This window comes from Streptomyces telluris, assembly GCF_024519335.1.
In the GTDB taxonomy this organism is placed as follows: domain Bacteria; phylum Actinomycetota; class Actinomycetes; order Streptomycetales; family Streptomycetaceae; genus Streptomyces; species Streptomyces telluris.
Map to the genome: position 1 here is coordinate 24610 of NZ_JANIID010000026.1, position 24712 is coordinate 49321.

General features: G+C 73.5%; 18 protein-coding genes, 2 tRNA genes and 1 pseudogene. 10 read left to right on the forward strand and 11 right to left on the reverse strand.

Translation table 11 applies throughout. The features are described from left to right. Nucleotides 1-11: 11 nt before the first annotated feature. Both NQU55_RS24830 and NQU55_RS36585 read right to left on the reverse strand, forming a co-directional pair. Nucleotides 12-2477, reverse strand: coding sequence for a tetratricopeptide repeat protein (locus NQU55_RS24830; RefSeq protein ID WP_168093035.1), 2466 nt, complete (start codon nucleotides 2475-2477; stop codon nucleotides 12-14). Beyond that, entirely contained in the window at nucleotides 2474-4621 is a 2148-nt protein-coding gene (locus tag NQU55_RS36585) for a S1 family peptidase (protein WP_168093036.1), read from the reverse strand. The genes NQU55_RS24830 and NQU55_RS36585 overlap by 4 nt, the downstream gene beginning before the upstream one ends. A 335-nt stretch (nucleotides 4622-4956) precedes the next feature. Here NQU55_RS36585 and NQU55_RS24840 point away from each other — a divergent pair, with 335 nt between their 5' ends. Together NQU55_RS24840 and NQU55_RS24845 are read left to right on the forward strand one after the other, a co-directional pair. Beyond that, nucleotides 4957-5616 carry a GVDTG sorting domain-containing protein gene (locus NQU55_RS24840; RefSeq protein WP_168093037.1) on the forward strand — a complete coding sequence of 220 codons (660 nt, stop codon included), beginning with the start codon at nucleotides 4957-4959 and terminating at the stop codon, nucleotides 5614-5616. Between the two features lie 342 nt (nucleotides 5617-5958). Continuing rightward, complete coding sequence (locus NQU55_RS24845) at nucleotides 5959-6573, forward strand: class F sortase (protein WP_256791185.1); 615 nt, start codon at nucleotides 5959-5961, stop codon at nucleotides 6571-6573. Nucleotides 6574-6645: 72 nt separating this feature from the next. Here the strand turns inward: NQU55_RS24845 and recQ are convergent, their stop codons facing one another. Both recQ and NQU55_RS24855 read right to left on the reverse strand, forming a co-directional pair. Next, nucleotides 6646-8559 (reverse strand): DNA helicase RecQ, encoded by a 1914-nt coding sequence (gene recQ / locus NQU55_RS24850; RefSeq protein WP_256791164.1) that lies wholly within the window; start codon nucleotides 8557-8559, stop codon nucleotides 6646-6648. A gap of 148 nt (nucleotides 8560-8707) precedes the next feature. Beyond that, nucleotides 8708-10861 (reverse strand): restriction endonuclease, encoded by a 2154-nt coding sequence (locus NQU55_RS24855; protein WP_206329656.1) that lies wholly within the window; start codon nucleotides 10859-10861, stop codon nucleotides 8708-8710. 422 nt (nucleotides 10862-11283) lie between these two features. Between NQU55_RS24855 and NQU55_RS24860 the strand changes: the two genes are divergently transcribed. Both NQU55_RS24860 and NQU55_RS24865 read left to right on the forward strand, forming a co-directional pair. Next, nucleotides 11284-12513, forward strand: coding sequence for a cytochrome P450 (locus tag NQU55_RS24860; RefSeq protein WP_168094331.1), 1230 nt, complete (start codon nucleotides 11284-11286; stop codon nucleotides 12511-12513). A 146-nt stretch (nucleotides 12514-12659) separates the two neighbouring features. Further along, complete coding sequence (locus NQU55_RS24865; RefSeq protein ID WP_256791165.1) at nucleotides 12660-13898, forward strand: cytochrome P450; 1239 nt, start codon at nucleotides 12660-12662, stop codon at nucleotides 13896-13898. A gap of 6 nt (nucleotides 13899-13904) precedes the next feature. Here NQU55_RS24865 and NQU55_RS24870 read toward each other — a convergent pair whose 3' ends face one another. After that, the gene (locus tag NQU55_RS24870; RefSeq protein ID WP_168094332.1) at nucleotides 13905-14828 is read right to left on the reverse strand and encodes a LysR family transcriptional regulator; all 924 of its coding nucleotides are present in this window, start codon (nucleotides 14826-14828) and stop codon (nucleotides 13905-13907) included. A gap of 108 nt (nucleotides 14829-14936) precedes the next feature. Between NQU55_RS24870 and NQU55_RS24875 the strand changes: the two genes are divergently transcribed. Continuing rightward, entirely contained in the window at nucleotides 14937-16208 is a 1272-nt protein-coding gene (locus NQU55_RS24875; RefSeq protein ID WP_168094333.1) for an MFS transporter, read from the forward strand. Here the strand turns inward: NQU55_RS24875 and NQU55_RS24880 are convergent. Then, nucleotides 16170-16258, reverse strand: a tRNA-OTHER gene (locus tag NQU55_RS24880). The genes NQU55_RS24875 and NQU55_RS24880 overlap by 39 nt on opposite strands. 936 nt (nucleotides 16259-17194) lie before the next feature. On the opposite strand from NQU55_RS24880, the pseudogene NQU55_RS24885 reads away from it, so the two are divergent. After that, nucleotides 17195-17584 (forward strand): annotated as a pseudogene (locus NQU55_RS24885) (replication initiator); the annotation flags it as partial. Nucleotides 17585-17788: 204 nt separating this feature from the next. Here the strand turns inward: NQU55_RS24885 and NQU55_RS24890 are convergent. The 3 genes from NQU55_RS24890 to NQU55_RS24900 form a co-directional block, all read right to left on the reverse strand. Beyond that, nucleotides 17789-17864, reverse strand: a tRNA-Arg gene (locus NQU55_RS24890). A 39-nt stretch (nucleotides 17865-17903) separates the two neighbouring features. Next, entirely contained in the window at nucleotides 17904-18239 is a 336-nt protein-coding gene (locus tag NQU55_RS24895) for a hypothetical protein (protein WP_240976611.1), read from the reverse strand. 1 nt (nucleotide 18240) lies between these two features. After that, a complete protein-coding gene (locus NQU55_RS24900) occupies nucleotides 18241-18390 on the reverse strand; it encodes a hypothetical protein (RefSeq protein WP_256791168.1) in 150 nt (49 codons plus the stop codon). Between the two features lie 101 nt (nucleotides 18391-18491). Here NQU55_RS24900 and NQU55_RS24905 point away from each other — a divergent pair, with 101 nt between their 5' ends. After that, a complete protein-coding gene (locus NQU55_RS24905; RefSeq protein WP_168092744.1) occupies nucleotides 18492-19124 on the forward strand; it encodes a TetR family transcriptional regulator in 633 nt (210 codons plus the stop codon). Here NQU55_RS24905 and NQU55_RS24910 read toward each other — a convergent pair. Next, nucleotides 19090-20385 carry a M6 family metalloprotease domain-containing protein gene (locus NQU55_RS24910; RefSeq protein ID WP_168092743.1) on the reverse strand — a complete coding sequence of 432 codons (1296 nt, stop codon included), beginning with the start codon at nucleotides 20383-20385 and terminating at the stop codon, nucleotides 19090-19092. The genes NQU55_RS24905 and NQU55_RS24910 overlap by 35 nt on opposite strands. A 374-nt stretch (nucleotides 20386-20759) precedes the next feature. On the opposite strand from NQU55_RS24910, the gene NQU55_RS24915 reads away from it, so the two are divergent. Both NQU55_RS24915 and NQU55_RS24920 read left to right on the forward strand, forming a co-directional pair. Next, the gene (locus NQU55_RS24915; protein ID WP_168092742.1) at nucleotides 20760-21488 is read left to right on the forward strand and encodes a TetR/AcrR family transcriptional regulator; all 729 of its coding nucleotides are present in this window, start codon (nucleotides 20760-20762) and stop codon (nucleotides 21486-21488) included. Nucleotides 21489-21576: 88 nt separating this feature from the next. After that, a complete protein-coding gene (locus NQU55_RS24920; RefSeq protein WP_168092741.1) occupies nucleotides 21577-23082 on the forward strand; it encodes an MFS transporter in 1506 nt (501 codons plus the stop codon). A 123-nt stretch (nucleotides 23083-23205) separates the two neighbouring features. Here the strand turns inward: NQU55_RS24920 and NQU55_RS24925 are convergent, their stop codons facing one another. After that, entirely contained in the window at nucleotides 23206-23745 is a 540-nt protein-coding gene (locus NQU55_RS24925) for a MarR family winged helix-turn-helix transcriptional regulator (RefSeq protein ID WP_168092740.1), read from the reverse strand. A gap of 157 nt (nucleotides 23746-23902) precedes the next feature. On the opposite strand from NQU55_RS24925, the gene NQU55_RS24930 reads away from it, so the two are divergent. After that, a complete protein-coding gene (locus NQU55_RS24930) occupies nucleotides 23903-24700 on the forward strand; it encodes a dioxygenase family protein (protein WP_168092739.1) in 798 nt (265 codons plus the stop codon). Nucleotides 24701-24712: the final 12 nt, after the last annotated feature.

Genomic DNA, 24712 nt, shown 5'->3' on the forward strand with positions numbered 1-24712 from the left:
TTGCGGCCGTGTCAGAAGCGGGTCTTGGGGCGGACGCGGTTCGCCAGGTCGACCAGGGCGGCCAGGCCCCCGGGCGTGGGCGCCTGCCGGGCCAGCCGGCGCAGCTTCGCCTCCAGCCGGGAGCGGAGGGCGAACTCCTCGTCGTCCGCGCCGAAGAGTGCGGCGCCCCCGCCCGGCCCGCCGGCCGTCGCCCCTGCCCGTACCCGCTCCAGGGCCACTTCGAGCGTCTCCGCCTCCAGCCGGTCGCGGGCCGGGCCGCCGGGGTGGCCCTCGTCCAGGTAGAGCCGGGGCAGCAGGTCCAGGGCCGCGGCCAGGTCCGCGCGGCCGGGCAGCCCGCGGGCGGGGTCGGGGTGCAGGCGGCCGGAGAGGATGCGCACGCAGGCGATGCGGCCCGCGTCGTAGTGGCGGGAGACCTCCGGCAGGCCGCCGAGGAGCCCGGCCGCGCCGGTGCGGTCCCCGGCGGTCAGCCGCAGCCGGGCGAGCCCGAAGGCGGCGCTGCCCTGGGAGCGGTTGCGCTGCCACACGGCCTGGTAGTAGCGCTCGGCGGACTCCGCGTCGCCGCGCTGCTCGGCGCAGTAGCCGAGGGCCAGCTTGGGGGCGTACTCGCCGGGCAGGTCGTGGTAGACGCGGTCGAACCGGGCCTGGGCGGCGGCCGGTTCGTGCCGGGCGAGGTGCAGCAGGCCTTCGTGCCAGGCGATCCGCCAGTCGTGCGGGACCAGGTGCCCCAGCAGCTCCTTCGCCGCCGTCAGGCGCTGCTCCGCGGCGCCGAGTTCGCCCAGTTCGAGGTGGGCGCGCAGCTGGCGCAGGCGGATCTCCACCGACTCGTGCCCGGAGGCGGACAGCTGCTGGATCAGGCGCCGCGGCCCGCCGGCGGTGGGCTGGCCGAGCAGGGCCGCCGCCGGGTCGGCGGGGTCGGGGTAGGGCACGGGCAGGTGGCGCGGGACGCGGTCGGCCGCGGGCAGGCCGGGGTCGAGGAGCGGGCGCCGCTCGCCGGTCAGCCAGCGCTCCAGGGGAGGCACGCGCCCGAGCGAGGCGTCGAGGAGGGTGGCGGCGGGGGCGAACAGGGTGGACGGCTCGGGGTGCTCGGTGCCGGTGCGCAGGGAGCGGATCTCGCGCAGGACGCCGCGCAGTTGCTCGCCCATCTCGCGGGCGGAGGCGAAGCGGTCGAGCGGGTCCTCCGCGGTGGCGCGGGAGACGGCACGCCGGTAGGACTCGGCGCCCAGGCCCTCGGGCTGCCGGCCGGAGTCGTCCGAGAGGGCGCGCAGGGTCATGCCCAGGCTGAAGAGGTCCGACCGGACGGACAGGCCGCGTGCGCCGAGCCGGACGACCTCGGGGGCGGTGAAGCCGCGGGCGCCGAGGACGACGCCGCTCTCGTCGCCCAGCTCGCGGGTGGCGCCGAGGTCGATGAGCTTGATCCGATCCGCGTAGTGCATGACGTTGTTGGGCTTGAGGTCGCAGTAGACGTAGTTCTTGCGGTGCAGGCTCTCCAGGGCGTCGAGGATGCGGCAGCCGTACGAGAGGACGTACTCGAAGATGCGGTCCTCGCCGAAGGGGCCCTCGCGGCGGGTGATGCGGTCGCGCACCTGGGAGAGGAGCATGCCGCGGACGAACTCCATGACGATGTAACGGGTGTGGCCGTCCCCGTCCCTGTCCGCGGCGCTCTCCGTGTCCCCGGTCCCGTTTCCGTCCCCCTCCCCGTTTCCGTCCGCCGTGCCGCCGGCTCCGGGCTCCGGGTGGGTGACGAAGTTGATGATGCGGACGATGTCGGGGTGGTCGGAGCGGATGAGGTTGCGCCGCTCCTCGCCCATGTTGTGCAGCGCGATGGGATCGCGGGTGTTGATGAGGCCCTTGAGGGCCACGGGATTGCCCTCCAGCCGGATGTCGTGCGCGAGGTAGACCCAGCCGAGGCCGCCGTTGGCCACGCAGCCCACTACGCGGTACTGCTCGCCGACCAGATCGCCGGGGGCCAGGCGCGGGGTGAAGTCGTAGGGATGGCCGCAGCGTTCGCAGAAGCCCGTGGGCAGGGCCGGCTGCCCGGCGTACGGGCGGCCGACGATCGCGGTGCACCCGTCGTGCCCGCAGGTCTTGCCGCCGGCCGGGACCCGGGGGTCCGCGACGACCAGGGCCTCGGGGGAGGGGGTGGCGATGTAGGGCAGGTCGAGCAGGCCGTCCTCGGCGGGGCCCACGGTGAACAGCCGGTCGGTCTCGGCCCGTCTGCGGGTGCCGGCCGTGGGCGGGCTGTCCGGCACGGGCGGGGCCCCGCGCCGGGCGCGGTGGCCGCGCGTGGAGCAGAAGCCGGTGGCTTCGATACGGCCGTCGCAGCCGGGCCAGGGGCAGCGGTCCGGGGGCGGGGGCGGTGCGGGGGGCGGCGCGGGCGGCTCCCCCGGGGGACCGCCGGGCGGCTTCCCGGGGGTGCCGGGAGGTGTGCCGGGGGGACTGCCGGGCGGTTCGCCGAGCGGTGTGCCGGGGGTGGTCATCCGGGGTCGCCCCCTCGCGGACGGTGGGTGTGGTGCCGTACGGCCTCGGCGAAGCGCTCCACGGCGCGCTCGGCCTCGGCGAGCTCGCAGGGCGCCTGGTAGAGGAGGTTGTGGGCGGTGCGGTAGAGGGGAGCGGCGGCCCGCTCCTCCTCCAGGCTGCGGGCGGCGAGCAGCGCGAAGAAGGCCTCCAGCCGGCCGCGCAGCTCGTTGCGCCGGGCGATCCGGGCCTCGGCCAGGCCGATCGACTCCTCTATCCGCAGCAGTCCGGCCTCCACGGCCCGCTCGAAGGCGGCGAGGTCGGCCAGGAAGCGCTCGCCGCCGGGCTCCGGGTGGCGGCGCAGGGCCGTGAGGTCCAGCCGGAGGGCGGCCGCGCGCTGCGGCACGGGGCGCACCGGGGCGATGAGGGCGGCCTTCTCGAAGGCGGTGCGCTCGCGGCGCGCGATGTGGTCGATGCCCTCGCGCACCCGGTCCAGGCGTGCGGCGATGTCGTCCTTGGCGGGGTCAGCCATCCTCAGCGCCAGCTCCAGGCTCTGCGATTCGGGGTTGCGGAAGACGAGGAGCAGCCGGGCGCCCCGGCCGGCGAGGAGCCCGGTGAACTCGACCAGCGCCAGGGGGTCGGCCGCGTAGTCGACGCCCTCCGCGACGATCGTCAGCGGCACGCTCCGCGCCGCGCCCAGACGGCCGACCGGCGACTCCTCGTCGTCGGCGGGGCGCAGCCCGAGCCGGTCGGCGATGCGCTCGGCGACCCTGGCGACGGTCTCCCCGGAGACGTCCAGGGCGAGGTCGACGCTGCCGAGGGGCGGCAGGACGTCGTCCTCCGTCTCGTACGCGGACGGAGGGCGGCGCGCGGTGCCGTTGGCGCGGGCCGGGGAGCCGGGGCGGGGATCGGGAGGGGTGCCGGGCGGCGGGGCGTTGCGGGGCGCGGGGGGCCGCAGGCCGGCGGGCCGGTGACCGGTGGCCTGGTGGCCGGTGGCGTGGTGCCCGGCGGCGTGGTGCCCGGCGGCGTGGTGCCCGGCGGGCCGGGCTCCCGTGGACCCGCTTCCGGCGGGCTCGCTTCCGGTGGGCCGGGGGGCGGGTGCGGCCGGTGGTGTGGCCTGGTGCGGCGGCTGCGTCGGTTCCGTCGGTTCCGTCGGCTGTGCCGGCTGTGCTGGCTGTGTGCACAGCTGCTTCCGGTCCCGCTGGAACGTGCCGGGGCCGCCGGGTAACGCACCCGGCCCGGCGCTCCCGGCGGGCCCGGCGGCCGGAGACGGGCCGTCCGCGGGGAGTTCGCGGTCGGCCAGGGCGACCGCCCTGCTGAGCGTCGCCGAGCGGACCGCCTCGCCCTTCTTGATGACGATCGCCTCCACCCGCCGCGTGCCCTCCGCACCGGCGAACCAGCGGGCGAGCCAGCGGGCGAAGTCACGGTCCCGGGCCGCGCTCCGCGGCACCGAGGGCAGGCCGTTGCCCCGCTCGCCGCTCACGTAGCGGGCGATGGCCGGCAGGTGCCGGACGACGGTCTCGATGGGGATCATGTACGACAGGTGCAGCCGCTGGTCGGCGGGCGCGGCCGAGGAGCGGTCGTCGTAGCGGCTGACGACCATGCCGAGGACGCGGTGGGTCTCCGCGTCCGTCACGGCGGCCCCGCTGAAGCCGGGGCGCACCGTCTCCTCGGGCGTCACGGGGAACATCTGCACCCACTCGCCGCGCGGGCCCGACGGCCCGGCGAGGGTGGCCCGGAACCACACGCCGTCCTTGAGCTCCCTGGTGCTGGGGAAGCCGCACATCCATACGGTCCGGCCGCGCGTGGGCGCGACGCGGTGCAGCGGGGCGGCGTGGCGGACGTCCTGCGGCTCGTCCAGGGTGAGGAGGGCGACGTCGCCCCGGGAGTCCTCCAGCTCGGGCACCCAGCAGCCGTCGGCCACGCGGGCCGCCACGGGGCGGGCGCCGGGCACTCCGACCAGCTCGACCAGCACGTCGCCGGTGGGGGCGGCGGGGAGGGCGGGGTCACGGGGGCCGGAGGGAATGACGTGGGCGCAGGTGAGGACCGCATCGGCGGCCAGCAGGATGCCGGCACCCAGGACGTCCCCGCCGGACGTGGAAATGCGGACCCGCCAAGTCTCGCCGCGCATCTCGGTGTTGACGGGGACCTCGGTCTCCTCCCCCATGGGCGCAGAGCATACGCGCGCCCCCGGCGGAAGTGCCCCCTCCGACTGTGGGGTCACCGTTCCGTGTGATTCACGGCGGGTGCCGTGCACCCCCGGGGTTCACCCGTTTGCCACGTTCGGGGGCCGCCCTTCCGGTTACTGCGTGGTCACCGTCGGCGACCTGCCCTTACGTCCGCCGGCCGGGGCCGGGGGCCGTTCCGGACCGGTGGTTCTGATGTGACGTCAGGGTGCGGGAGGGGCCGGATCCCGGTTCGCTCGGCTCTGAGGAGCGCGGACCCCCCACTCCTTTCGGTGGCACATCGAAGTGCCGCGGCCGCGCTCACGGAGGAACAAGCATGCGTAACTCACGAGTGCTCACCGGGACCGCCCTGTCCATAGCCGCCCTCGGGCTGGCGAGCGCTCCCGCGCTCGCCGCGGACTTCGGCAAGCTGGAAGTCGGCCCGAACCCCGCGAAGCCCGGCGCAGAGGTCACGGTGAACACCACCGCCTGCGGCGCCAACGGCTCGGGCACGGGCGACGCCAGCGCCGTCGGCGGCCCGGCCTCGTTCCAGCTCAAGCCCGGCACGCAGAAGGAGTCCGTCGTCGGCACCTTCAAGGTCCCGAACAGCGCGAAGGCCGGCACGTACGGCGTCGGCGTCAAGTGCCACAGCGGCAAGGAGGCCACGGGCGACCTGGTCGTCTCCACCGGCTCGGCTCCGGGCTCGCGTGCGGGTTCCGGCTCGGGCTCGGGCTCGGGTTCCGGTTCGGGCGCAGGTGCGGGATCGGGTTCGAGCGCGAGCCCCGGTACGGGCGGCGGTGCCGGTGCCGGCGCGGGCTCCGGGGCCTCCACGACCCCCGCCAAGCCCCCGAAGGGCGGCATGAAGACCGGTGTCGGCTCCACCAGCGACGACTCCGGCATGACCGAACTCATGGCGGGTGCGGCCGTGCTGGCCACCGCGGCGGTGGGCGGCACCTGGTACCTGCGGCGCCGTGGCAGCAACGGCAACCGGGTCTGACGTGCCCCCGGCCGGCTCCGTTCCCTGGTCCCCGAACGCGCTCGCGTCCGGGGACCAGGGGCGCGGTGGAGGAGAACGATGTCCCAGTCGCAGAACGCAGGCGAACGGGCCGTCCGCAGGGCGCACGGTTCCCGCAAGCCGCGGAACTCGCGGCAGATGCGCCGGAATCCGAACAGACGGGCCGCGGCGGCCGCGGCGTCCCTGGCGGCCCCGCTCCCCGCCGCACCCTCCGCGGTCCACCCGCCCGGCTCTCGCCGCCCACGCCCTGCCCGGCGCCCCCCGCGGTCCTCGCCGCAGGCGCGCGCCGCCCGGCGCGAGGCCCGGCGCAAGACCGTCGTCGCCGTGTGCATCGCCGTCGCCCTGTGCTTCGGGAGCTGGCTGATCCAGCGCGGCGCCGACATCCAGGACCCGCCCCCGGTGCCCTCCGCGGCCGAGGCCTTCCCGGCCGCCGGGCCGCCCGTGGGGCCGGTGCGCGGCGAGCGCGCGGTGCCGCCGCTGCCGGCCGCCGTGCCCACGCGGGTCCGGATCCCGGCGATCGACGTGGACGCGCCGCTGCAGCCGCTGGGCCTGCTGCAGGACGGCAGCCTCGCCAGCCCGCGGGACGACGAGAGCAACCTCGCCGGCTGGTACGCGGACGGGGCGGCGCCCGGCGCGACCGGCACCGCCGTCGTCGCCGGGCACGTCGACACCGCCACCGGGCCGGCCGTCTTCTACAACGTCGGCGCCCTGAAGAAGGGGTACCGGGTGGAGGTGGCGCGCGCGGACGGCCGCACGGCGCTGTTCACCATCGACGCGATCGAGGTGTACAGCCGGACGGACTTCCCGTCGCAGAAGGTGTACGGGCCGTCGAAGCGCGCCGAGCTGCGGGTGATCACCTGTGGCGGGGGGTTCTCCGAGGAGAGCCACGCCTACCTGGGCAACGTGGTCGTCTACGCCCACCTCACCGGGGTGCGGTGAGGGCACGCGGCCGGCCGTTCCCGGCCGCGGCCCCGGCGCGCCCCGGCCCGCCTACGCCGCGCCCCGGCCCGCCTACGCCGCTTCCCGCAGCTCCGCGAGCAGCTCCAGGATCCGCTCGCCGTGCTTCGCCAGCTTGCTCTCGCCCACTCCGCTCACCCCGGACAGCGCTTCGAGGGAGGCGGGCGCGGCCGTCGCGATCTCCCGCAGCGTCGCGTCGTGGAAGATCACGTAGGCGGGGACGCCCTGCTCCTTCGCCGTGGCCGCGCGCCAGGCCCGCAGCGCCTCGAAGACCGGGACCGCCTCGGCGGGCAGGTCGGCGGGCGCGGCCCGCTTGCCGGAGCCCGAGCCCGAGCCGCCCGACTTCGCCGAGGCCCGCGCCGGCCGCTCGGGCTCGCTGCGCAGCCGCACCTCGCGCCGGCCGCCGAGCACCTCGCCGCTGGCCTCCGTGAGGACGAGCGTGCCGTAGTCGCCCTCGACGGCGAGCAGCCCCTGCGCCAGCAGCTGCCGCACCACGCCCCGCCACTGCGCGACGCTCAGGTCGGTGCCGATACCGAAGACGGTGAGGCCGTCGTGGTCGTGCTGGATGACCTTCGCGGTCTTCTTGCCGAGCAGGATGTCGATGATCTGGCCCGCGCCGAACTTCTGCCGCCGCTCGCGCGCCAGCCGGTAGACCGCGGAGAGGAACTTCTGGGCGGCGACGGTGCCGTCCCAGGTCTCGGCGGGCGTGAGGCAGGTGTCGCAGTTGCCGCAGGGGCCGCTCTCCTGCCCGAAGTACGCCAGCAGCCGCACCCGGCGGCACTCGACGGTCTCGCACAGGGCCAGCATCGCGTCGAGGTGGGCGGCCAGCCGGCGGCGGTGGGCCTCGTCGCCCTCGGAGCCGTCGATCATCTTGCGCTGCTGGACGACGTCCTGCAGGCCGTAGGCGAGCCAGGCGGTGGACGGCAGGCCGTCGCGCCCGGCGCGGCCCGTCTCCTGGTAGTACCCCTCGACGGACTTGGGCAGGTCGAGGTGGGCGACGAAGCGGACGTCGGGCTTGTCGATGCCCATGCCGAAGGCGATCGTGGCCACCACGACGACCCCGTCCTCGCGCAGGAACCGCGCCTGGTTGGCGGCGCGGGTGCCCGCGTCGAGCCCCGCGTGGTACGGCAGGGCGTCGATGCCGTGCTGCACCAGGAAGGCCGCCGTGTCCTCCACGCTCTTGCGGGAGAGGCAGTAGACGACGCCCGCGTCCCCGGCGTGCTCGGTGCGCAGGAGCTCCAGGAGCTGCTTCCTCGGGTCGTTCTTCGGCGCGATGCGGTACTGGATGTTGGGCCGGTCGAAGCTCGCGACGAAGTGCCGGGCGTCCTGCAGCTTCAGCCGGGACGCGATCTCGGCGTGGGTGGCCTCGGTGGCCGTCGCGGTCAGGGCGATGCGCGGCACGTCCGGCCAGCGCTCGTGCAGGGCGGACAGCGCCAGGTAGTCCGGCCGGAAGTCGTGGCCCCACTGGGCCACGCAGTGCGCCTCGTCGATGGCGAAGAGGGAGATCTTGCCGCGGTCGAGCAGGCGCAGCGAGCTCTCCACGCGCAGCCGCTCGGGCGCCAGGTAGAGCAGGTCGAGCTCGCCGGCGAGGAACTCGGCCTCGACCATCCGCCGCTCGTCCGCGTCCTGCGTGGAATTGAGGAAGCCCGCGCGCACGCCGAGGGCGCGCAGCGCGTCCACCTGGTCCTGCATGAGGGCGATGAGCGGGGAGACGACGACACCGACGCCGGGCCGGACCAGGGCCGGGATCTGGTAGCACAGCGACTTGCCGCCGCCGGTGGGCATCAGGACCAGCGCGTCGCCGCCGGCGACGACGTGCTCGATGATCGCTTCCTGATCGCCCCGGAAGGCGTCGTAACCGAAGACGCGCCGCAGGCAGCCCAGAGCCTCACTGCCCGCGGCGTCGGGTGTGGGGGAGGGGGAAGGGACGGGGTCAGCGGGGCGGGCGGTCTCGGTGAGGTCGGCCATGCGGAAAGTCTAGGGCGGGCCGCCGACACGAACGGGGGCCTGTGGATAACTCACGGGTGGCCCGGGGCGCGGGGGCCGGGGCCCGGGGCCGGGGCCGGGAGGGCGGGGGCCGGACCCGTGCCCGGCCCCCGCCGTCCCGGCCCCCGGTCTACGCGACCTCGATCCCGTAGTCCCCCAGCAGCTCCTCCAGCCCGCCCTGGTACCCCTGCCCGCCGAGGACGAAGTCCCAGTCGCCGTTCGCGCGCCGCCGGAAGGAGCCGAGGACCAGCGCGGTCTCGCCCGCCCGGCCGTCGGAGACCTCCAGCTGCCCCAGCTCGGCACCGGCGCCGTCCGCCAGCCGGATCCGGGCGTCGGTGAACCCCGCCAGGTCGGCGTCCGGATTGACGGCCGGGTCGACGGCCGCGACGAGCACGAGCCGGTCGGCGTCCGCCGGGAGCGCCTCGAAGGCGACGCGGACGGCCGCCTTGTCCCCGCGGGGCGGCGGCCCGGCGCGCACGGCCCCGTCGGGGGTGGCGGGGTTGTTGAAGAAGACGAAGTGCTCGTCGCTGAGCACGCGCGTGCCCCGGCAGACGAGAGCGCAGACGTCGAGGGCGACGGCGCCGGACCAGGACATGCCCAGGACGTTGTGGTCACCGGGATCACCGGGATCACCGGGATCACCGGGAGCACCGGGCTCCCCGTGATCCCCCGGCGCGCCGGTCGCGCTGTCGTCGGGCGCGGCCGCCGGGGGAGCGGGCCGCCGGCCGCCGCCCTGCGCCCCGCTGCCGCCGCCGAGCCGTCCCCGCAGCCCGTGCCGCTGCAGCAGGCCCACCAGCTCCTCGCCCGGGACGAGCGTCAGGGGCTTGCCGTTGGCGAAGGCGTACGAACCGGGGCCGAAGCCGGACGTGGTGACCAGCACGCCCTTGTTGGCACCGGCGCCCTGCACCGTGCCGTACAGGTCCCGGACGGCCGTCGGCGGCACCGTCTTGCGGTACCGCTTCACCTGCACGATGATCCGGCCGCCGCTGATCGGGTCCGGGTCCAGGGCCTCGACGTCCACGCCGCCGTCGTTGGAGCGGGTCGTCATCACGGCCTGCATGCCGCGGGCGCGGAAGAGCTGGGCGACGAGCGCCTCGAAGGCGACTGGGTCCATCTCGTAGAGGTCGGGGTCGTCGCCGCCCCCGTGGGAGACGACGCCGCGACCGACGTCGGCGGGCATCCGGCCCGGGCGCACGGCGGCGAGCTGGTCGGGCCGGGCGGACAGCAGCCCGCCGAGCCCGTCGGTGAGGCAGTCCACCGCGCTGACCTGCTCCAGGTGCAGCCCGGCGAAGACGGAGCGGGAGACGGTGGCCGAGGCCAGGACGATCTCCGCACGGCGGCCCGTGGCCGGGTCGTGGTCGTCGACGAAGCCGTTGACGACGACGGACTCCAGCGCCCCGGACCCGTCCGCCGCGAACAGGTCGCGCAGCACCAGCAGGACGCACTGGGCCAGCACGTCCCGGTAGACGGCCCGGCGCTGCGCCGCGGGCCGCACCGTCTCCTTCTCCTGGTCGGCGGTCGGCATGTACCGCACGGCCTTCGCCTCCGGCACGATGTCGTACGCCGGAAGCTCCCACATCAGCACCAGCTGCCGGGCGGCCGGGTCGTAGGCGGCCGACACCTGGTGCGGGAACTCGTCGGGCCACGCGGAGGAGGCGTAGAGGGCGGCCGAGAAGTAGTCGACGACGGCGTCGGTGTCACCGGTGCGCAGCGCCGCGACCATCTCCTCCACGCCCGCGTTGTGCTCCCGGATCTCGGCGAGCTGTCCTGCGGCCCACTGCTCGTACTGCCGCCGGTACGCCGCCAGCTGCTGCTGCCGTGTGGCCTCGGCGGCCTGCGCGGCCCGCAGGTCGTGGTCGTACTGCTCGCGGCCGTGGCCCGCGCCGAAGCCCCAGCCGCCCTGGGCCCGGTACAGCCCCGGGTCCGGCATGGGCACGGGCTGCCCGAGGTGCCCGGGGCTGAACGGCTCCACGGTCTCGGGCCGGAGCAGCGCGGCGGTGGAGAACGCCGGTACCTGACAGCCCGTCACCAGCAGCCCCGTCAGCTCCGCGACGCGCGCTTCGATCTCCTCCGTGCGCCGCCGGGCCTCGGCCTCGCGCCGCTGCCGGTAGGCGGCCCGCTGTTCCCGGTCGGCCCGCGCGGCCTCCCGCGCCGCCGCCCGCTCCTGCCGCTCCTGCTCCCTCTGGAACTGCACCCGTTCCCGGTGCTCGGCCTCCCGCAGGCGCTGTTGCTGGCGCTGCGTTTCGGCCCAGATCCCTATCAGTCCACTGGAGCGACGACTCATGCGGATACATGCCCTCCCCCCGGGACACCCGGCGTCCCGGAACCACGTGCACTGGCCCCGACAACCAGTGGTCAAGTCGACTTTAGCCGCCTGACGGACAATCCGATCAGCTGCAAGTCGTACGAGGGGGGTGGGGTGAGGGGGTGGCCGAGGGGGGGGCGACTGGAGGCGGCTGGGGGCGGCTGGGGGAGGCGGCCGAGCGAGGTGAGGGGTGGGCCGAGGGCGGGCCGACGTGGTGGGCCGGGGTGGTGGGCCGAGGTGGTGGCCACGGGTCGGTCGTCTTGTAAGCCGTACGAGTGATTTACCCGGCGTGCCCTGTTGCCGGTGCGGCTTTCCGGGGAGCTTGTCCTGGAAGGACCGCGTACAGGCGTCCGGTTCGTGAGCAACGGTTCGTAAGCGACGGGGTGGGCGGGAGGGCACTGATGGTGACGACGGCAGCATCCGAAGCATCCGACTCGGACCAGTACCCGGTGCGCTTCTGGGCCGTGGACGATCTGCGCGGGCTCGATTTCGACCCGTTCATGGCCGAGCGGCTCCGGGAGGAGCCCATCGCCCGGGTGAAGCTCCCCCACGGCGAGGGGCACGCCTGGCTCGTCACGCGCTACGAGGACGTCAAGTTCGTCACGTCCGACCCGCGGTTCAGCCGGCAGGCCGTGCTCGGCCGCCCGATCACCCGGCTCGCCCCCCACTTCATCCCGCTCGACGAGGCGGTGGGCTTCGCCGATCCGCCCGAGCACACCCGGCTGCGCAAGGCCGTGGCGCGCTCCTTCACACCCGCCAGCCTCGAACGGCTCCGGCCCCGCGCCGAGCGCGTGGCCGGCGAACTCCTCGACGCCATGGAGCGCGAGGGCCCCCCGGCGGACCTGATGGCGCACCTGAACGGCCCCCTGCCCCTCGCCGTCATCAGCGACCTGATGGGCGTCCCCGAGGCCGATCTGCCGCGCATGGCGCACTGGACGGAGGTCCTGCTGTCCGCGGGCCACGGGCGGGAGGCCAGCGACCGCGCCAAGGCCGACATGGCCGCCTATTTCGTGGAGATGCTGGCGCGCAAGGGAGCGGAGCCGGGGCCCGACCTCGCCAGCGAGCTGGCCGCCGCCGTCGCGAAGGGCGACCTCAGCACGGAGGAGGCCGTCGCCATCGCCCTGCTCATCCAGGCCAGCGCCGCCCACGCCGTGCGCAACAACAGCAGCAACATGGTCTACGCCCTGCTCACCCACCCCCACCACCTGGAGCGGCTGCGCCGCGATCCCGGGCTTCTCCCGCAGGCCATCGAGGAGTTGCTGCGCTACATCCCGCACCGCAGCGCCGTCGGCCTCGGCCGCATCGCCATGGAGGACGTGGAAGTGGGGGGCGTGCTGATCCGGGCCGGCGAAGTGGTGCACTCCTCGTACCTCACGGCCAACCGCGACCCCTCCGTCTTCGACCACCCGGACGAGATCGACTTCGACCGGGAGCACAATCCGCACCTGTCCTTCGGGCACGGACCGCACTTCTGCCTGGGCTCGATGCTCGCCCGCCTGGAATCCGAGATCATCCTCTCCAGCCTGATCGCACGCTTCCCGGACCTGCGCCTCGCGGAGCCGGTGGAGAAGATCCGGTGGCAGCGGAGCGCGCTCATCCGGGGGCCGGAGCACCTGCCCGTCGCGTGGTGAGCGATGCCCGGCGAGCGAGGAAGGGTCCGATGGCCGAACCGCTGACGAATCCGACGCCCGATGCGAGGCCCGATGAGAGGCCCGACGCGGCGCCCGGTGCGACGCCCGAAGCAACGTCCAGTGCGACGTCCGGTGCGACGTCCGGTGTGACGTCCGCCCCGGCCTCCGCCGGCTGCCCGGCCTTCCGCACGCCGGGCGAGACGGTCCACGACTGGCCGGTGGACCACCTCCCCGCCCTGGAGTTCGACCCCCTCATGCACCGCCTGCTGCGCGAGGAGCCGGTCGCGCGGATCCGGCTGCGGTTCGGCGAGGGCGACGCCTGGCTCGCCACCCGCTACGAGGACGTCAAGGCGGTCGCCGCCGACCCCCGGCTGAGCCGCGCCCTCACCGTCGACCGGCCGGTCACCAGCATGACGCCGCACGTCGTCGCCCCGGCCGGCGGCGTCGGCCGCACCGACCCGCCCGACCACACCCGGATCCGCCGGCACGTGGCCCTCACCTTCGGCCGCAAGCGCGTCGCCGCCCTGCGCCCCCGCGCCGAGGAGCTCGCCGACCAGATGCTCTCCCGCATGGCCGAGCACGGCTCCCCGGCCGACCTGACCGAGTGGCTCACCGACCCCCTGCCCGCCCAGCTCATCGGCGAGCTCCTCGGCGTCCCGCCCCACGACCTCGACCGCCTGCAGAACTGGCGCAGCGTCATCCTCTCCAGCAACCACTCCGAGCAGGAGAGCAACGCCGTCAAGGGCGAGATCGCGAGCTACTTCAAGACCATGGCCGCGCACCGCCGCGACCACCCCGGCGACGACCTGTTCAGCGCCCTGGTCGAGGCCCAGATGGAGGGCGGCCTCAGCATGCCGGAGCTGATCTCGCTCGCGGTGATGCTCGTCCTCAACGGCATGGACGCCGTCCGCAACCAGGTCTCCAACATGGTGTACGCCCTGCTCACCCACCCCGGGCAACTGGCCCGCCTGCGCGCCGAACCGGCCCTGCTCCCCCAGGCGGTGGAGGAGCTCCTGCGCTACATCCCGCACCGCAACGGCGTCGGCCTGCCCCGCGTCGCCACCGAGGACCTGCAGGTCGGCGAGGCGCTGATCCGCAGCGGCGACGTCGTCTACGTCTCCTACCTCGCCGCCAACCGCGACCCGTCGGTCTTCCGCGACCCGGACCGCCTCGACCTCACCCGCGACGACGCCCCCAACCTGTCCTTCGGCCACGGCCCGCACTACTGCGTCGGCGCCCTGATCACCAGGATGGAGGCGGAGGTCATGCTCACCGCCCTCCTCACCCGCTTCCCGAACCTGACCCTGGCCGTCCCCGAAACCGAAATGCGCTGGCGCCGGGGCTCCATCAACCGCGGCCCGGAATCCCTCCCGGTCGCCTGGTAGACCGGATCACGCAGAGAGCCTCTCGGGGACCTCCGCCCGGGAGAACTCCTCGCCGAGGAGCCGGGCGAGCAGCGCCAGGTGCGGGGTCGCGCGGTCGGTGCGCCAGACCAGGGCCATTTGCGAGGGCTCGTCGAGGCCGTCGATCGCGAGGTAGCGCACGTCGCTGCGGGTGACGCGCTCCGCCAGGGGGCGGCAGATCAGCATGGCGTGGTCGCCGGCGGCCACGAGGACGAGGCCCTCCTGGACGGTGGTGATCCCCGTACTTGAACGGACAGGTGCCCCTGCGGGCGTGGAGAGGGGCACGCGGGCGGCCATCCAGTAGTCCGGGGCGTCACCGGTCGGACGGAGGACGTCCAGATCCGCCAGCTCCTCGACGTGCACCCGGCCGGCGGCGGCCAGGGGGTGGGAGGAAGCGACTGCGAGCAGCCGGTCCTGCGGAGGGAAGCGGAACCCGACGGTGAGGGCGGCTTCCCTCACGGGGAGCTCGACCACGGCGGCATCGAGTCGCCCGTCGAGCACGGCCGAGAAGGGCGAGCCCAAGGGGATCTCGCTCAGCGCCGTCGTGACCTCGTGGTGGGCGCGCAGCCGGCGGGAGGCCTCGGTGACCTCTTCGTAGATGCTGCCGCTGAAGCCGATGCGCAACTGGCACAGGGCGCCACGGCTGGCGCGCTCATGGGCCTGGGCGAACACGGTGAGCAGTGCCTCGTAGGCCGGGCGCACCTCGTCGACGAACTGCGCGCCGAATCGGGTCAGTCCCACGCGTCGACTGGTGCGCTGGACGAGCTTTACGCCGACACGGCGTTCGAGGCCGGCGACGAGTTGGCTGACACGGCTCTGCGAGTATCCCAGGCGTGCGGCCGTCCGGCCGAAGTGCAACTCCTCGGCCAGCGTGAGCAGGCACTCGATCTCTTGGACGTGGACCTGGTTCATCGCGTCCTCTCCGGGCGTCGCTTCCGGCAGCTCATCGATCAGGCTAGCTGATCGATCGTTGAGGAGATCGCTGTTGTTCCCGCTCTGCCGCATTGCTTGGCTGGCAGCATGAGTTCACATACGTCGGTCGAGGGCTCCGGCTCCCCTTCGGCGCGCACCACGCCGTGGCAGTGGGTGGCGGTCGCCGTGTTGGCGCTGAGCACGTTCGTGGTCGTGACGTCGGAGATGCTGCCGGTCGGCGTGCTGACCCCGATGGCCGAGGGCCTGCGGATCAGCCCGGGCACGGCGGGGTTCAGTCTGTCGATCACCGGTCTGGTCACCGCTGTCACCGCCCCGGCCGTCCCGCGCCTCCTCGGTGCGCTCGACCGCCGCGTGGTGCTGGCCGTGGCCATGGTGGTGCTGGCGGCCGGCAACGCGCTGACCACCATGGCCGGCGGCTTCGGCCTGCTCGTCGTCTCCCGGGTCGTCATCGGGGTGGGGATGGGAGCGGTATGGGGCCTGGCGTCCGCCGTTGCGCCGCGGCTCGTGGCGCCACGCAATGCCACGCTGGCGGTGTCCCTCGCCATCGGCGGGGTCGCGGCGGCCTCGGTCATCGGCGTGCCGTTGGGCACGCTCGTCGGCAACTCCTTCGGCTGGAGAGCCGCGTTCGCTTCGCTGTCCGCCGCCGCAGTGCTCCTCGCGGCCGGTCTGCTGATGGCACTGCCCCGCCTTCCGCGCCCGGCCGCACCGGCCGGGGAGGGTCACGCCGGCCGCGAACCGCTGCTGCGCAACGCTTCGGTGGCCGCCGGTCTGGCGCTGATCGTCTTCCTCGTCACCGCGCACTTCGCCGCCTACACCTACGTGCGACCCGTCCTGGAAGAGCGCACCGGTTCGACACCCGGCACCATCGCCCTGCTCCTGCTGGTCTACGGCGTCTTCGGGCTGATCGGCAACTTCGCTTCCGGGGCCCTCGCGGCGCGCCGGGCGCGGACCACGGTGCTGGGCCTGACAGTCGGCATCGGTGCGTCGGTCGCCCTACTCGCCCTCTTCGGCACCATCGCCGGCGTCAGCATCGCTCTGTGGGGCCTGGCCTACGGCGGGCTGTCGGTGGCCGGCCAGATCTGGATGACGCAGTCCGCACCGCACCGCGCCGAACACGTCACCGGTCTGTACGTGGGCGTCTTCACCGCCGCCATAGCCCTGGGCGCCTTCCTCGGCGGGCTCGTCGTGGAGGCGGCCGGCATCACACCGCTGCTGTGGAGCGCCACTGCGCTCGCCCTCGCAGCCCTCGCCACAGGACTGTTCGGCCCCGGGCCCGCTCACGCAAGCGGCCCCGGACGAGTCGTCCGGGGCCGTGCGACGTGCCCCCGGGCAGATTCGAACTGCCGACACCTGCTTTAGGAGTTCGATCGAGGTGCTGATGCAGTGCTGGACACAACACTACGGGTGACGATCCCGCTCCATGGAGAATCGCCAGGGTCCAGCCATGTCTGCTGCTGTTGATGTCAGACGTGGATGTCAGACACGCTCAGGACTGGTTCGCCGACTCCTGGCTCAACCCAAGTGGAGGGGATGAGGCAAACGGCCCTATCCGCACCCCGGGTCCCGCCCTTTACCGTGCGGACGACCTCATCCCAGGGCACCTTACCCCTCCGGCCCCAGAAGCCGCAGGCCCCATGGGCCCCCACCTGGCCCCGAACATGACGCGGAGGGCGGCTCCAGGGCTTTGGCCGGTGTCCTGCCCGGTCTGGGGTCGGGCATGGCCAGGGGGCCGTACGCTTGCTGGCAACTCGGGCAGGTTTCACCCCTGCCCGCAATGTGTCCGAGTGGCCCCCTGGTCTTGCCCGACGCGGGACCCGGACCGGGAGGTGGGTAAAGCCCTGGAGCCGCCCGGCCCTCCCGCCGTCCCGTCTTTGGCCCACCTGTGGGCGCGGACGGCGACGGCGACCGGCCCCGTGGCGTAGACATAAGGGGCCGGGCGGCGGCGTCGTCCGGCGCCGCCGCGTTGCGCGGCTCCAGATCTGCGAGGATCCGGATGCTTGCGGCGCAGGTGGTAGGGCCAGGGCGGCTTCAGTCGTGGGCCTCGGCCACGCCCACGTATCCGGGGCGGGATCTGCGGTGGGCATAGCCATGGGGCCGACCGAACACCTGCATGGGTAAGTGTGGGCTCGCTGCGTGGGGTGGCCACGCAGCGAGCGAAGCGAGCCTTGATGAAGTAGAGAAATCCGTAACTCCGGCACGCCGGGGGGTGGTTCGGGCGTCCACTGTCACTTTTACTGACAGCGCCACGAATCGGGGTGGGTACCTTCGTAGCGTCGAAGGGAACCCGGCGCCTGCCACTGGACCGCATGAGCGTTCTTGGTCAGCTTGCCAAAGTTCTCGGCTCGGAACTGGACAAGCTGCTCCTGCCCGCGCACACGCGGCGGCTGATCGAAGCGTGCTAGGAGCTGGATGACGCCTACCCGGATCGGCTGCTGGCGCGCTGGGCTCACATGCTCGGCTTCCGAGGCCACTTCTCCATCAAAAGCCGCCGCTACTCCACCACCCTGGGCACCCTCCGACAGGTCCGTGCCGACTACCGCGCCCGCCAGGAACGCCGCGAACGCGGACTCTCCGAAGATCTCGACAACACGGAGGGCTCCACACGCGTCCTTGCTCACTGGACCTACGCCGGACAAGGCCACAGCCCCGGCGAATCCTGGCTCGCCGCCACCATCGCCCACAACCTCAAAGCCAACCGCGAAACCGCCCGGGAAGCCTTGGAGGGGGCGGCATGACCACCGTAACGTTTGAGCCGCTCACCGTGCGGGAAGTCGCGGCGCGGTCTGGCCTTGGGCGCTCCGCCTGCTACGACCTGATCCGCCTCTGCCGCATGGCCTCAGTCGGCATTGATCGTGTCACGACCGCCCATGACCATGGGCGTTGATGTCAGTTGTGGATGTCAAAGACCCCCAGCCAAGATCGGCTGAGGGTCTTTTCCCTGGTGCCCCCGGGCAGATTCGAACTGCCGACACCTGCTTTAGGAGAGCAGTGCTCTATCCCCTGAGCTACGGAGGCAAGGTAGCCGCCAGTGTAGCGGGTGGCGGCGGGCGGGGGTCAGGGGCCGAAGCTCCAGGAGAGGGTGTGGTCCGTGGTGGCCAGGGCGGCCAGGACGATCAGGTCGGCCGCGCCCAGGGTCAGGCCCAGGGCGGCGCGGCCGGGGCGGTTCGTGCCGCGGAGGAGGGCGAGGCCGGCCAGGGCGAGGGCCAGGGGGCCCAGGACGATGTTGAAGATCAGGAGGCCCACCAGGCCCAGGACGAAGGAGGCGACCGCCATGCCGTCGGCCTCGCGGCGGCGGGCGGGCGGCTTCTCCGGCTGAGGCTGCGGCTGCGGTTGGACTCGCTGCCGGGGCTGCGGTCGCTTCGTCAGGGTCGTCGTCGGAGTCGTCGGCATGTCAGTGCTCCCTCCTGCGCTCGCGGATCGCGAAGACCAGCAGCCACAGGGCGATCGCCGTCGCCGCCGGGATGATCACGGGGAGTGTGAGATGGGCGGCGGCGCCCACGAGGACTCCCAGGAGGAGCACGGCCGCCACTAGGAAGATCATGTCCTTCCCCTTCTTGGGTGAACAGTTGGAATGACAGTTGTTCACTGAAATCCAGCGTAGCGCTCCTGGCGTCCCGTGGCAAACAGTTGTTTACTGAATCCATGAGCAGCAGCACCCACGCCACCCTCGGGGTCCGTCAGGCCCAGAAGCTGAAGACCCGTCAGGCCCTGCTCGACGCCGCGCTGCGGCTGCTGGAGGAGCAGAGTCTGAGCAGCCTCGGGCTGCGGGAGGTCACACGGGTCGTGGGGGTCGCGCCCGCCGCGTTCTACCGGCACTTCCGGGACATGGCCGAGCTCGGCGTCGCGCTCGTGGAGGAGTCGCTCGGCAGCCTGCACGTGATGATCCGGGCCGTGCTGGCGGAGCAGCAGGAGGCCGAGGAGGTCATCGACCGCAGCGTCGAGGCCGTCGCCGGTCATGTGCGGCGGCATCCGGCGCACGTGCGCTTCATCGCCCGCGAACGGCACGGCGGGGTGCGGGCGGTGCGGGAGGCCATCGCGGCGGAGCTGGAGCGGTTCGGGGACGAGGTCGCCGCCGCCCTCGCCGCGCAGGAGGTCTCGCAGGGGTGGAGCGCCGAGGACGTGCGCATGCTCGCCGGGCTCTACGTCGACCACCTCGTGATGACCGCGTCGGCGTTCCTGGAGGCGTCCCCGGAGGAGGAGCGCGCCATCGCCGACACCGCCGGGCGGCAGCTGCGGCTGATCAGTCTCGGGCGCCGTCACTGGCGCGCGGCCTGACCGTCCGCACCCGCACCTGCCAGTCGCCCTCGTCGTCCTCGCCGAGCACGTCGACGGTCATGCCGGGCGGCCCGGTGTACCGCTGCCCGGCGGTGTACGGGGCGTCGCTCAGCGCCGCGTTCACGTTCAGGTCCGTGGTGTAGCAGCCCTTGCTGCCGGGGGTGGCGTCCGCCGTGCGCACGGGGCCGGAGCCCGTGGACATGGTGGTGGTGATCGCGGTGACCAGGACGCCGGAGCGGCACACCGCGTGGTCCAGCGGCCCGGGCGTCCGCGCCTCAAGCGTGATCACGGTGTGCCGGGAGACGGGGACGACCGCGAGTTTGAGACCGCCCGGGACCGACGTGGGGGTCAGGGCGAAGGAGCGGACGCCCGGCCCGTCGAGGCAGCGCACCTGCGCGGGTGCGAGCCAGCCCAGCTTCCACTTGTGCCAGGCGAGGAAGTCGTTGGACGGGCCCCAGTCCTCGTCCATCGGGTCCCAGTGGCCCACGGGCGTCTTCAGCAGCGCGGCGCCGCGGCCCGTGTAGTAGAGGTCGGGCAGGCCGAAGCTGTGGGCGTTCTCGTGGTTGAGGACGCGGAAGGGGCTGTCGCCCGTCTGGCGGCTCCAGATGAACGAGACGTTCTTGAAGGGGGCGCCGTCGGCCGTGGTCAGGCCGGTGGGCGAGCCGGCGAACGTCACCGACCGCACGTCCTCGGTGGCCGGCGGCCCCGCGCCCGGCGTCACCAGCACGTTGATCAGGTCGTAGCGCCGGAAGTCGACGGTGTCGTCCACCGCGTCGAGGATCTCCGCCGCGATCGCGTGGTAGCCGTCGTCGCTCTCCGCGTCGAAGGGCGTGCCGCGCTCGATCCCGTAGGCGGCGTACGGGCGCGACATCCGGATCCAGCGCAGCACCGGTGTGGAGCGGTAGTCGAGCCGCCCGTAGGAGCTCGCCCGGTAGTAGTCCGCGACGGCCGGGAAGAACTCGGCGTAGCGCGCCTGCGGGGTGGTCGTGGCGGGGGAGTCCGGGAAGTCGATCAGGAAGGTGACGGCGCGGACGGTGCCGCTGGAGCGGGCGTAGCCGGGCGGCGTCCGCGCGGTCTCGGAGACGTTGTCGGTGGCGCCGGGCAGGGCGCACGGGCCGGAGGGCGGCCGTCCCCCGGTGTCCCCGGCGGCGGGCGGCCCGCCCGCCCCGGCCTCGGCGCCGGGCCCGAAGTGCCCGGCGGGCACCGGCGACGTCATCGCGAGCGCGGTGGCCGCCATGACCACGACGGCCAGGGCCTTCATGCCGGAGTCTCCGGGCCGGGGCTCATGCGGGCACCTCCAGGACTGGCACCTCCGGGGCGCGACCGGGACCGGCCCCTCCGGCCCCTCCGGGGCGCGCCGCCGCTCTCTGATCACCTTCTGCCGCCGCGGCCCCGCGCGCTCCCCGGGCTGCGGCAGATGGGGCATGCCGGGGCGGAGCGCCGCATAGGTGACGCGCATCACATGCGGTCGGTGAAATATCCGGGGACCTTCTCCCCGTTTACCCCTCGTCCGAGGAAAACGGGGAGCTTCTCCCCGGTTCTTCCCCGGGTCGCGCCCCGGGCCCTGGCCCGGGTCCTGGCCCGGGTTCCGCCCCGCCCGTCCGCCCCCCGCCCCCGCCCCGAAGGAGCAAGGCCGTGGTCACCGCTCAACCGCCGCGCCTCCGCGCCGACGCCCTGCGCAACCGCGAGCGGATCATCGCCGCCGCACGGGAAGCGCTGGTCGAGTACGGGGCGGAGAGCTCCCTCGATGAAATCGCTCGACGCGCCGGGGTCGGAAATGCCACGCTGTACCGGCACTTCGCGGACCGCCGCGAGCTGATCCACCATGTCACCCTCTCCGTCATGGCCCGTCTAGCGGACCGGGCCGAGGCGGCACGAGCTGAGGAGCCCGATGCTTTCCGATCGCTGAGGCGGTTCGTCCACGCCGCCGCGGACGAACGGGTGGGCGCGCTCTGCACGTTGCTCGACGAGGGCGTCGATCCCAACCACCCCGAGCTGGTGGCGGCGCGCGATCGTCTCGACGGGCAGGTCGAGCGCATCATGGCCGACGCCCGCGCGTCAGGTCAGCTGCGCGGCGACATCGGACTCGGTGATCTCATCGTCGCCATCACGCAGTTGACCCGGCCGCTGCCGGGCAAGGGCTGTGCGGCCTTCGATCAGTTCGTCCACCGGCACCTGCAGCTGTTCCTCGACGGCCTGATGGCCCCGGCCCGGTCCGAACTCCCGGGATCCGCCGCCACGCTGGAGGACCTGCGCCGCCACAAGCACTGTTCCGCGGCCGGTCCCGGCGTCGGCGCCGATGCCGATGCCGACGAGGCGTCAGGCCCGGGTGCCGGCCCCGGATCCGGCTCCACCCCCCGGTGACCCCCCAGACTTCGCAGGCCCCGCCGGGCCTGCACCACCACCACGACCCCACCGTCCCGCTCCACTGCGCGCCGAGGTAGACACACTCATGCCAGACATCAGTACCGCCCCTGACCCGAAGCGCTGGAAAGCGCTCATATTCATCGCCCTGGCCCAGCTCATGGTCGTCCTCGACGCGACCATCGTGAACATCGCCCTGCCCTCCGCCCAGGCCGACCTCGGCATCTCGGACGGCAACCGGCAGTGGGTCATCACGGCTTACGCCCTGGCCTTCGGCGGTCTGCTGCTCTTCGGCGGCCGCGTCTCCGACCTGTGGGGCCGCAAGCGGGCCTTCGTCATCGGCCTGATCGGCTTCGCCGCCGCCTCGGCGCTCGGCGGCGCCGCGGTCAACACGGGGATGCTGCTGGGCGCCCGCGCCCTGCAGGGTGTCTTCGGCGCGCTGCTCGCCCCGGCCGCCCTGTCGCTGCTCGCCGTCCTCTTCACCGAGGCGAAGGAGCGCGCCAAGGCGTTCGGCATCTTCGGTGCCATCGCCGGTGCCGGTGGTGGTGTCGGCCTGATCCTCGGCGGCCTGTTCACCGAGTACCTCAACTGGCGCTGGACGTTCTTCGTGAACATCCCCTTCGCCGTCGTCGCCGCGGCGGGTGCGATCGCCGTCATCCGTGAGCCGGCCGAGGGCCGCAACCCCTCGAAGCTGGACGTCCCCGGCGTCATCCTGGCCACCCTCGGCCTGGTCTCGCTGGTCTACGGCTTCACCCGCGCCGAGTCCGACGGCTGGACGGCCGGCAGCACCCTCGGCTTCTTCGCCGCCGCCGCGGTCCTGCTGTTCGCCTTCGTGCTCGTCGAGAAGAAGGTCAAGGCCCCGCTGCTGCCGCTGCGCGTGCTCACCGACCGCAACCGCGCCGGCGTTTACATCTCGCTGGGCCTCGCCGCCATCGCGATGTTCGGCCTGTTCCTCTTCCTGACCTACTACCTGCAGATCGTCCGGGGCTACTCGCCGGTCAAGACCGGTCTCGCGTTCCTGCCGATGATCGCCACGATGATCGCCGGCTCCACGCAGATCGGCGCCCGCCTGATGACCCGCGTCCCGGCGCGCTGGCTGATGGGCCCGGGCTTCCTGCTCGCGGCCGTCGGCATGGTCCTGCTCACCCGGATCGACCTGGACACCTCCTACGCGGCGGTGGTCCTGCCCGGTCTGATGCTGATGGGCCTCGGCATGGGTACGGCCTTCATGCCGGCCATGAGCCTGTCCACGTACGGCGTGCAGGCCCGTGACGCCGGTGTCGCCTCGGCGATGGTCAACACCTCGCAGCAGGTCGGCGGTGCCATCGGCACCGCTCTGCTGAACACCATCGCTGCCAGCGCCACCACCGACTACTTCAAGTCGCACGCGGGCGCCGGGTCCGACCCGAAGCTGCTCACCTTCCAGTCGATGGTGCACGGCTACTCCACCGCCGTGTGGTGGGCCGTCGGCATCCTGGCGCTGGCCGCGCTGGTCGCGGTCACCTTCGTCAATGCCGGTCACCAGGGCGGCGCGGTCGCCGGTTCGGGCGACGGCGAGGGCGCGGAGAACTCCGTCCCGGTCATGGCGCACTGACCTGCACGGAGCAGGCGCACGGAGCAAGTAACGGAGCAAGAAACTGACGAAGGCCCCCGCCACGTACGGCGGGGGCCTTCGCGCATGCGGACGCCACGGAGGACGTCGCGAACCGGAGCGGCGTCAGCGCAGCCAGGGCAGGTCCGCGCCCGCCGGCTGCAGCCCCTCCGCGATCGTCCGGCACATGTCGCCCAGCTGGACGACCTGTTCGGGGGAGAGCCGGTCGAAGAGCGCGGCCCGGACGGCGGCGACGTGGCCCGGGGCGGACCGCTGCAGCATCGCGAAGCCCTCGTCCGTGAGGACGGCCAGCTGGCCGCGCTTGTCGGAGGGACAGTCCTCGCGGCGCACCCAGCCGTTCTTCTCCAGCCGTGCGACGGCGTGCGAGAGCCGCGACCGGGTGATCTTGGCGTGCTGGGCCAGTTCGGTCATCCGCATCCGGCGGCGGGGGGCCTCGGAGAGCGAGACGAGCAGCCCGTAGTAGACGTGCGGCATGCCCGCGTCGCGCTGGAGCTGCCGGTCGAGGTGGTCCTCCAGCAGGGTGGTGGCGTGCAGGAACGCCCGCCAGACGTCCTGTTCGGCGTCGGTGAGCCAGCGCGGCTCCGCCGCGGCGGCGGAGGCCTTCCGCTCCGTACGAGCGGTGTCCTCTTCGGGTCGTTTGGTCATGACATCCACTGTTTCACCCACCGGCTTCCTGTCGCTGCTGTCGCGCTCTCGGTCGCGCTCTGGATCCTTGAAGTTTAAATAAGGCCGAGTTAAGCTCAAACCCAAGAGCTTGAGATTTCAAGTACTCCTTGGAGTACTGCCCCGACCAGGAGGGTCCATGCCGGCCACCGACACCCGTACCGGCGCGCGCATGCCCGCGCTCTACCTCTCCCACGGCGCCCCGCCCCTCGCCGACGACGAGCTGTGGACCGCCCAGCTCGCCTCCTGGGGCGCGGAGCTGCCCCGCCCCACCGCGATCCTCGTCGTCTCCGCGCACTGGGAGGAGGCGCCGCTCGCCCTCGGCGCCACCAGGACGGTGCCGCTCGTCTACGACTTCTGGGGCTTCCCCGAGCACTACTACCGGGTCCGCTACGCCGCCCCGGGCGCCCCCGGGCTGGCCGAGCGCGTCCGCAAGACGCTGCGCGGCGCGGGCACGCCCGTCCAGGACGTCCCGGAGCGGGGCCTGGACCACGGCGCCTACGTGCCGCTGGCCGAGATGTACCCCGAGGCCGACGTGCCCGTCCTGCAGATATCCCTGCCCACCCTCGAACCGCGCCGGCTGATGGAGATCGGGCGCAAGCTCGCGCCCCTGCGCGACGAGGGCGTGCTGATCGTCGGCAGCGGCTTCTTCACCCACAACCTGGCCGCGCTGCGGCACGCGGGCTCCGGGCCGCCCGCCTGGTCTGCGGAGTTCGACGCGTGGGGCCGCGAGGCGCTGGAGGCCCGGGACGTCGACGCGCTCCTGGACTTCGAGCGCAAGGCCCCCGCGGGACGCCTCGCCCACCCGCGGACCGAGCACTTCGCACCCCTCTTCGTCACCCTCGGCGCCGCCGAGGGCGAGCTGGACGGTCAGCGCAGCGTCATCGACGGGTTCTGGATGGGGCTGGCGAAGCGCTCGGTGCAGTTCGGAGAGTGACATCGGCCCTCA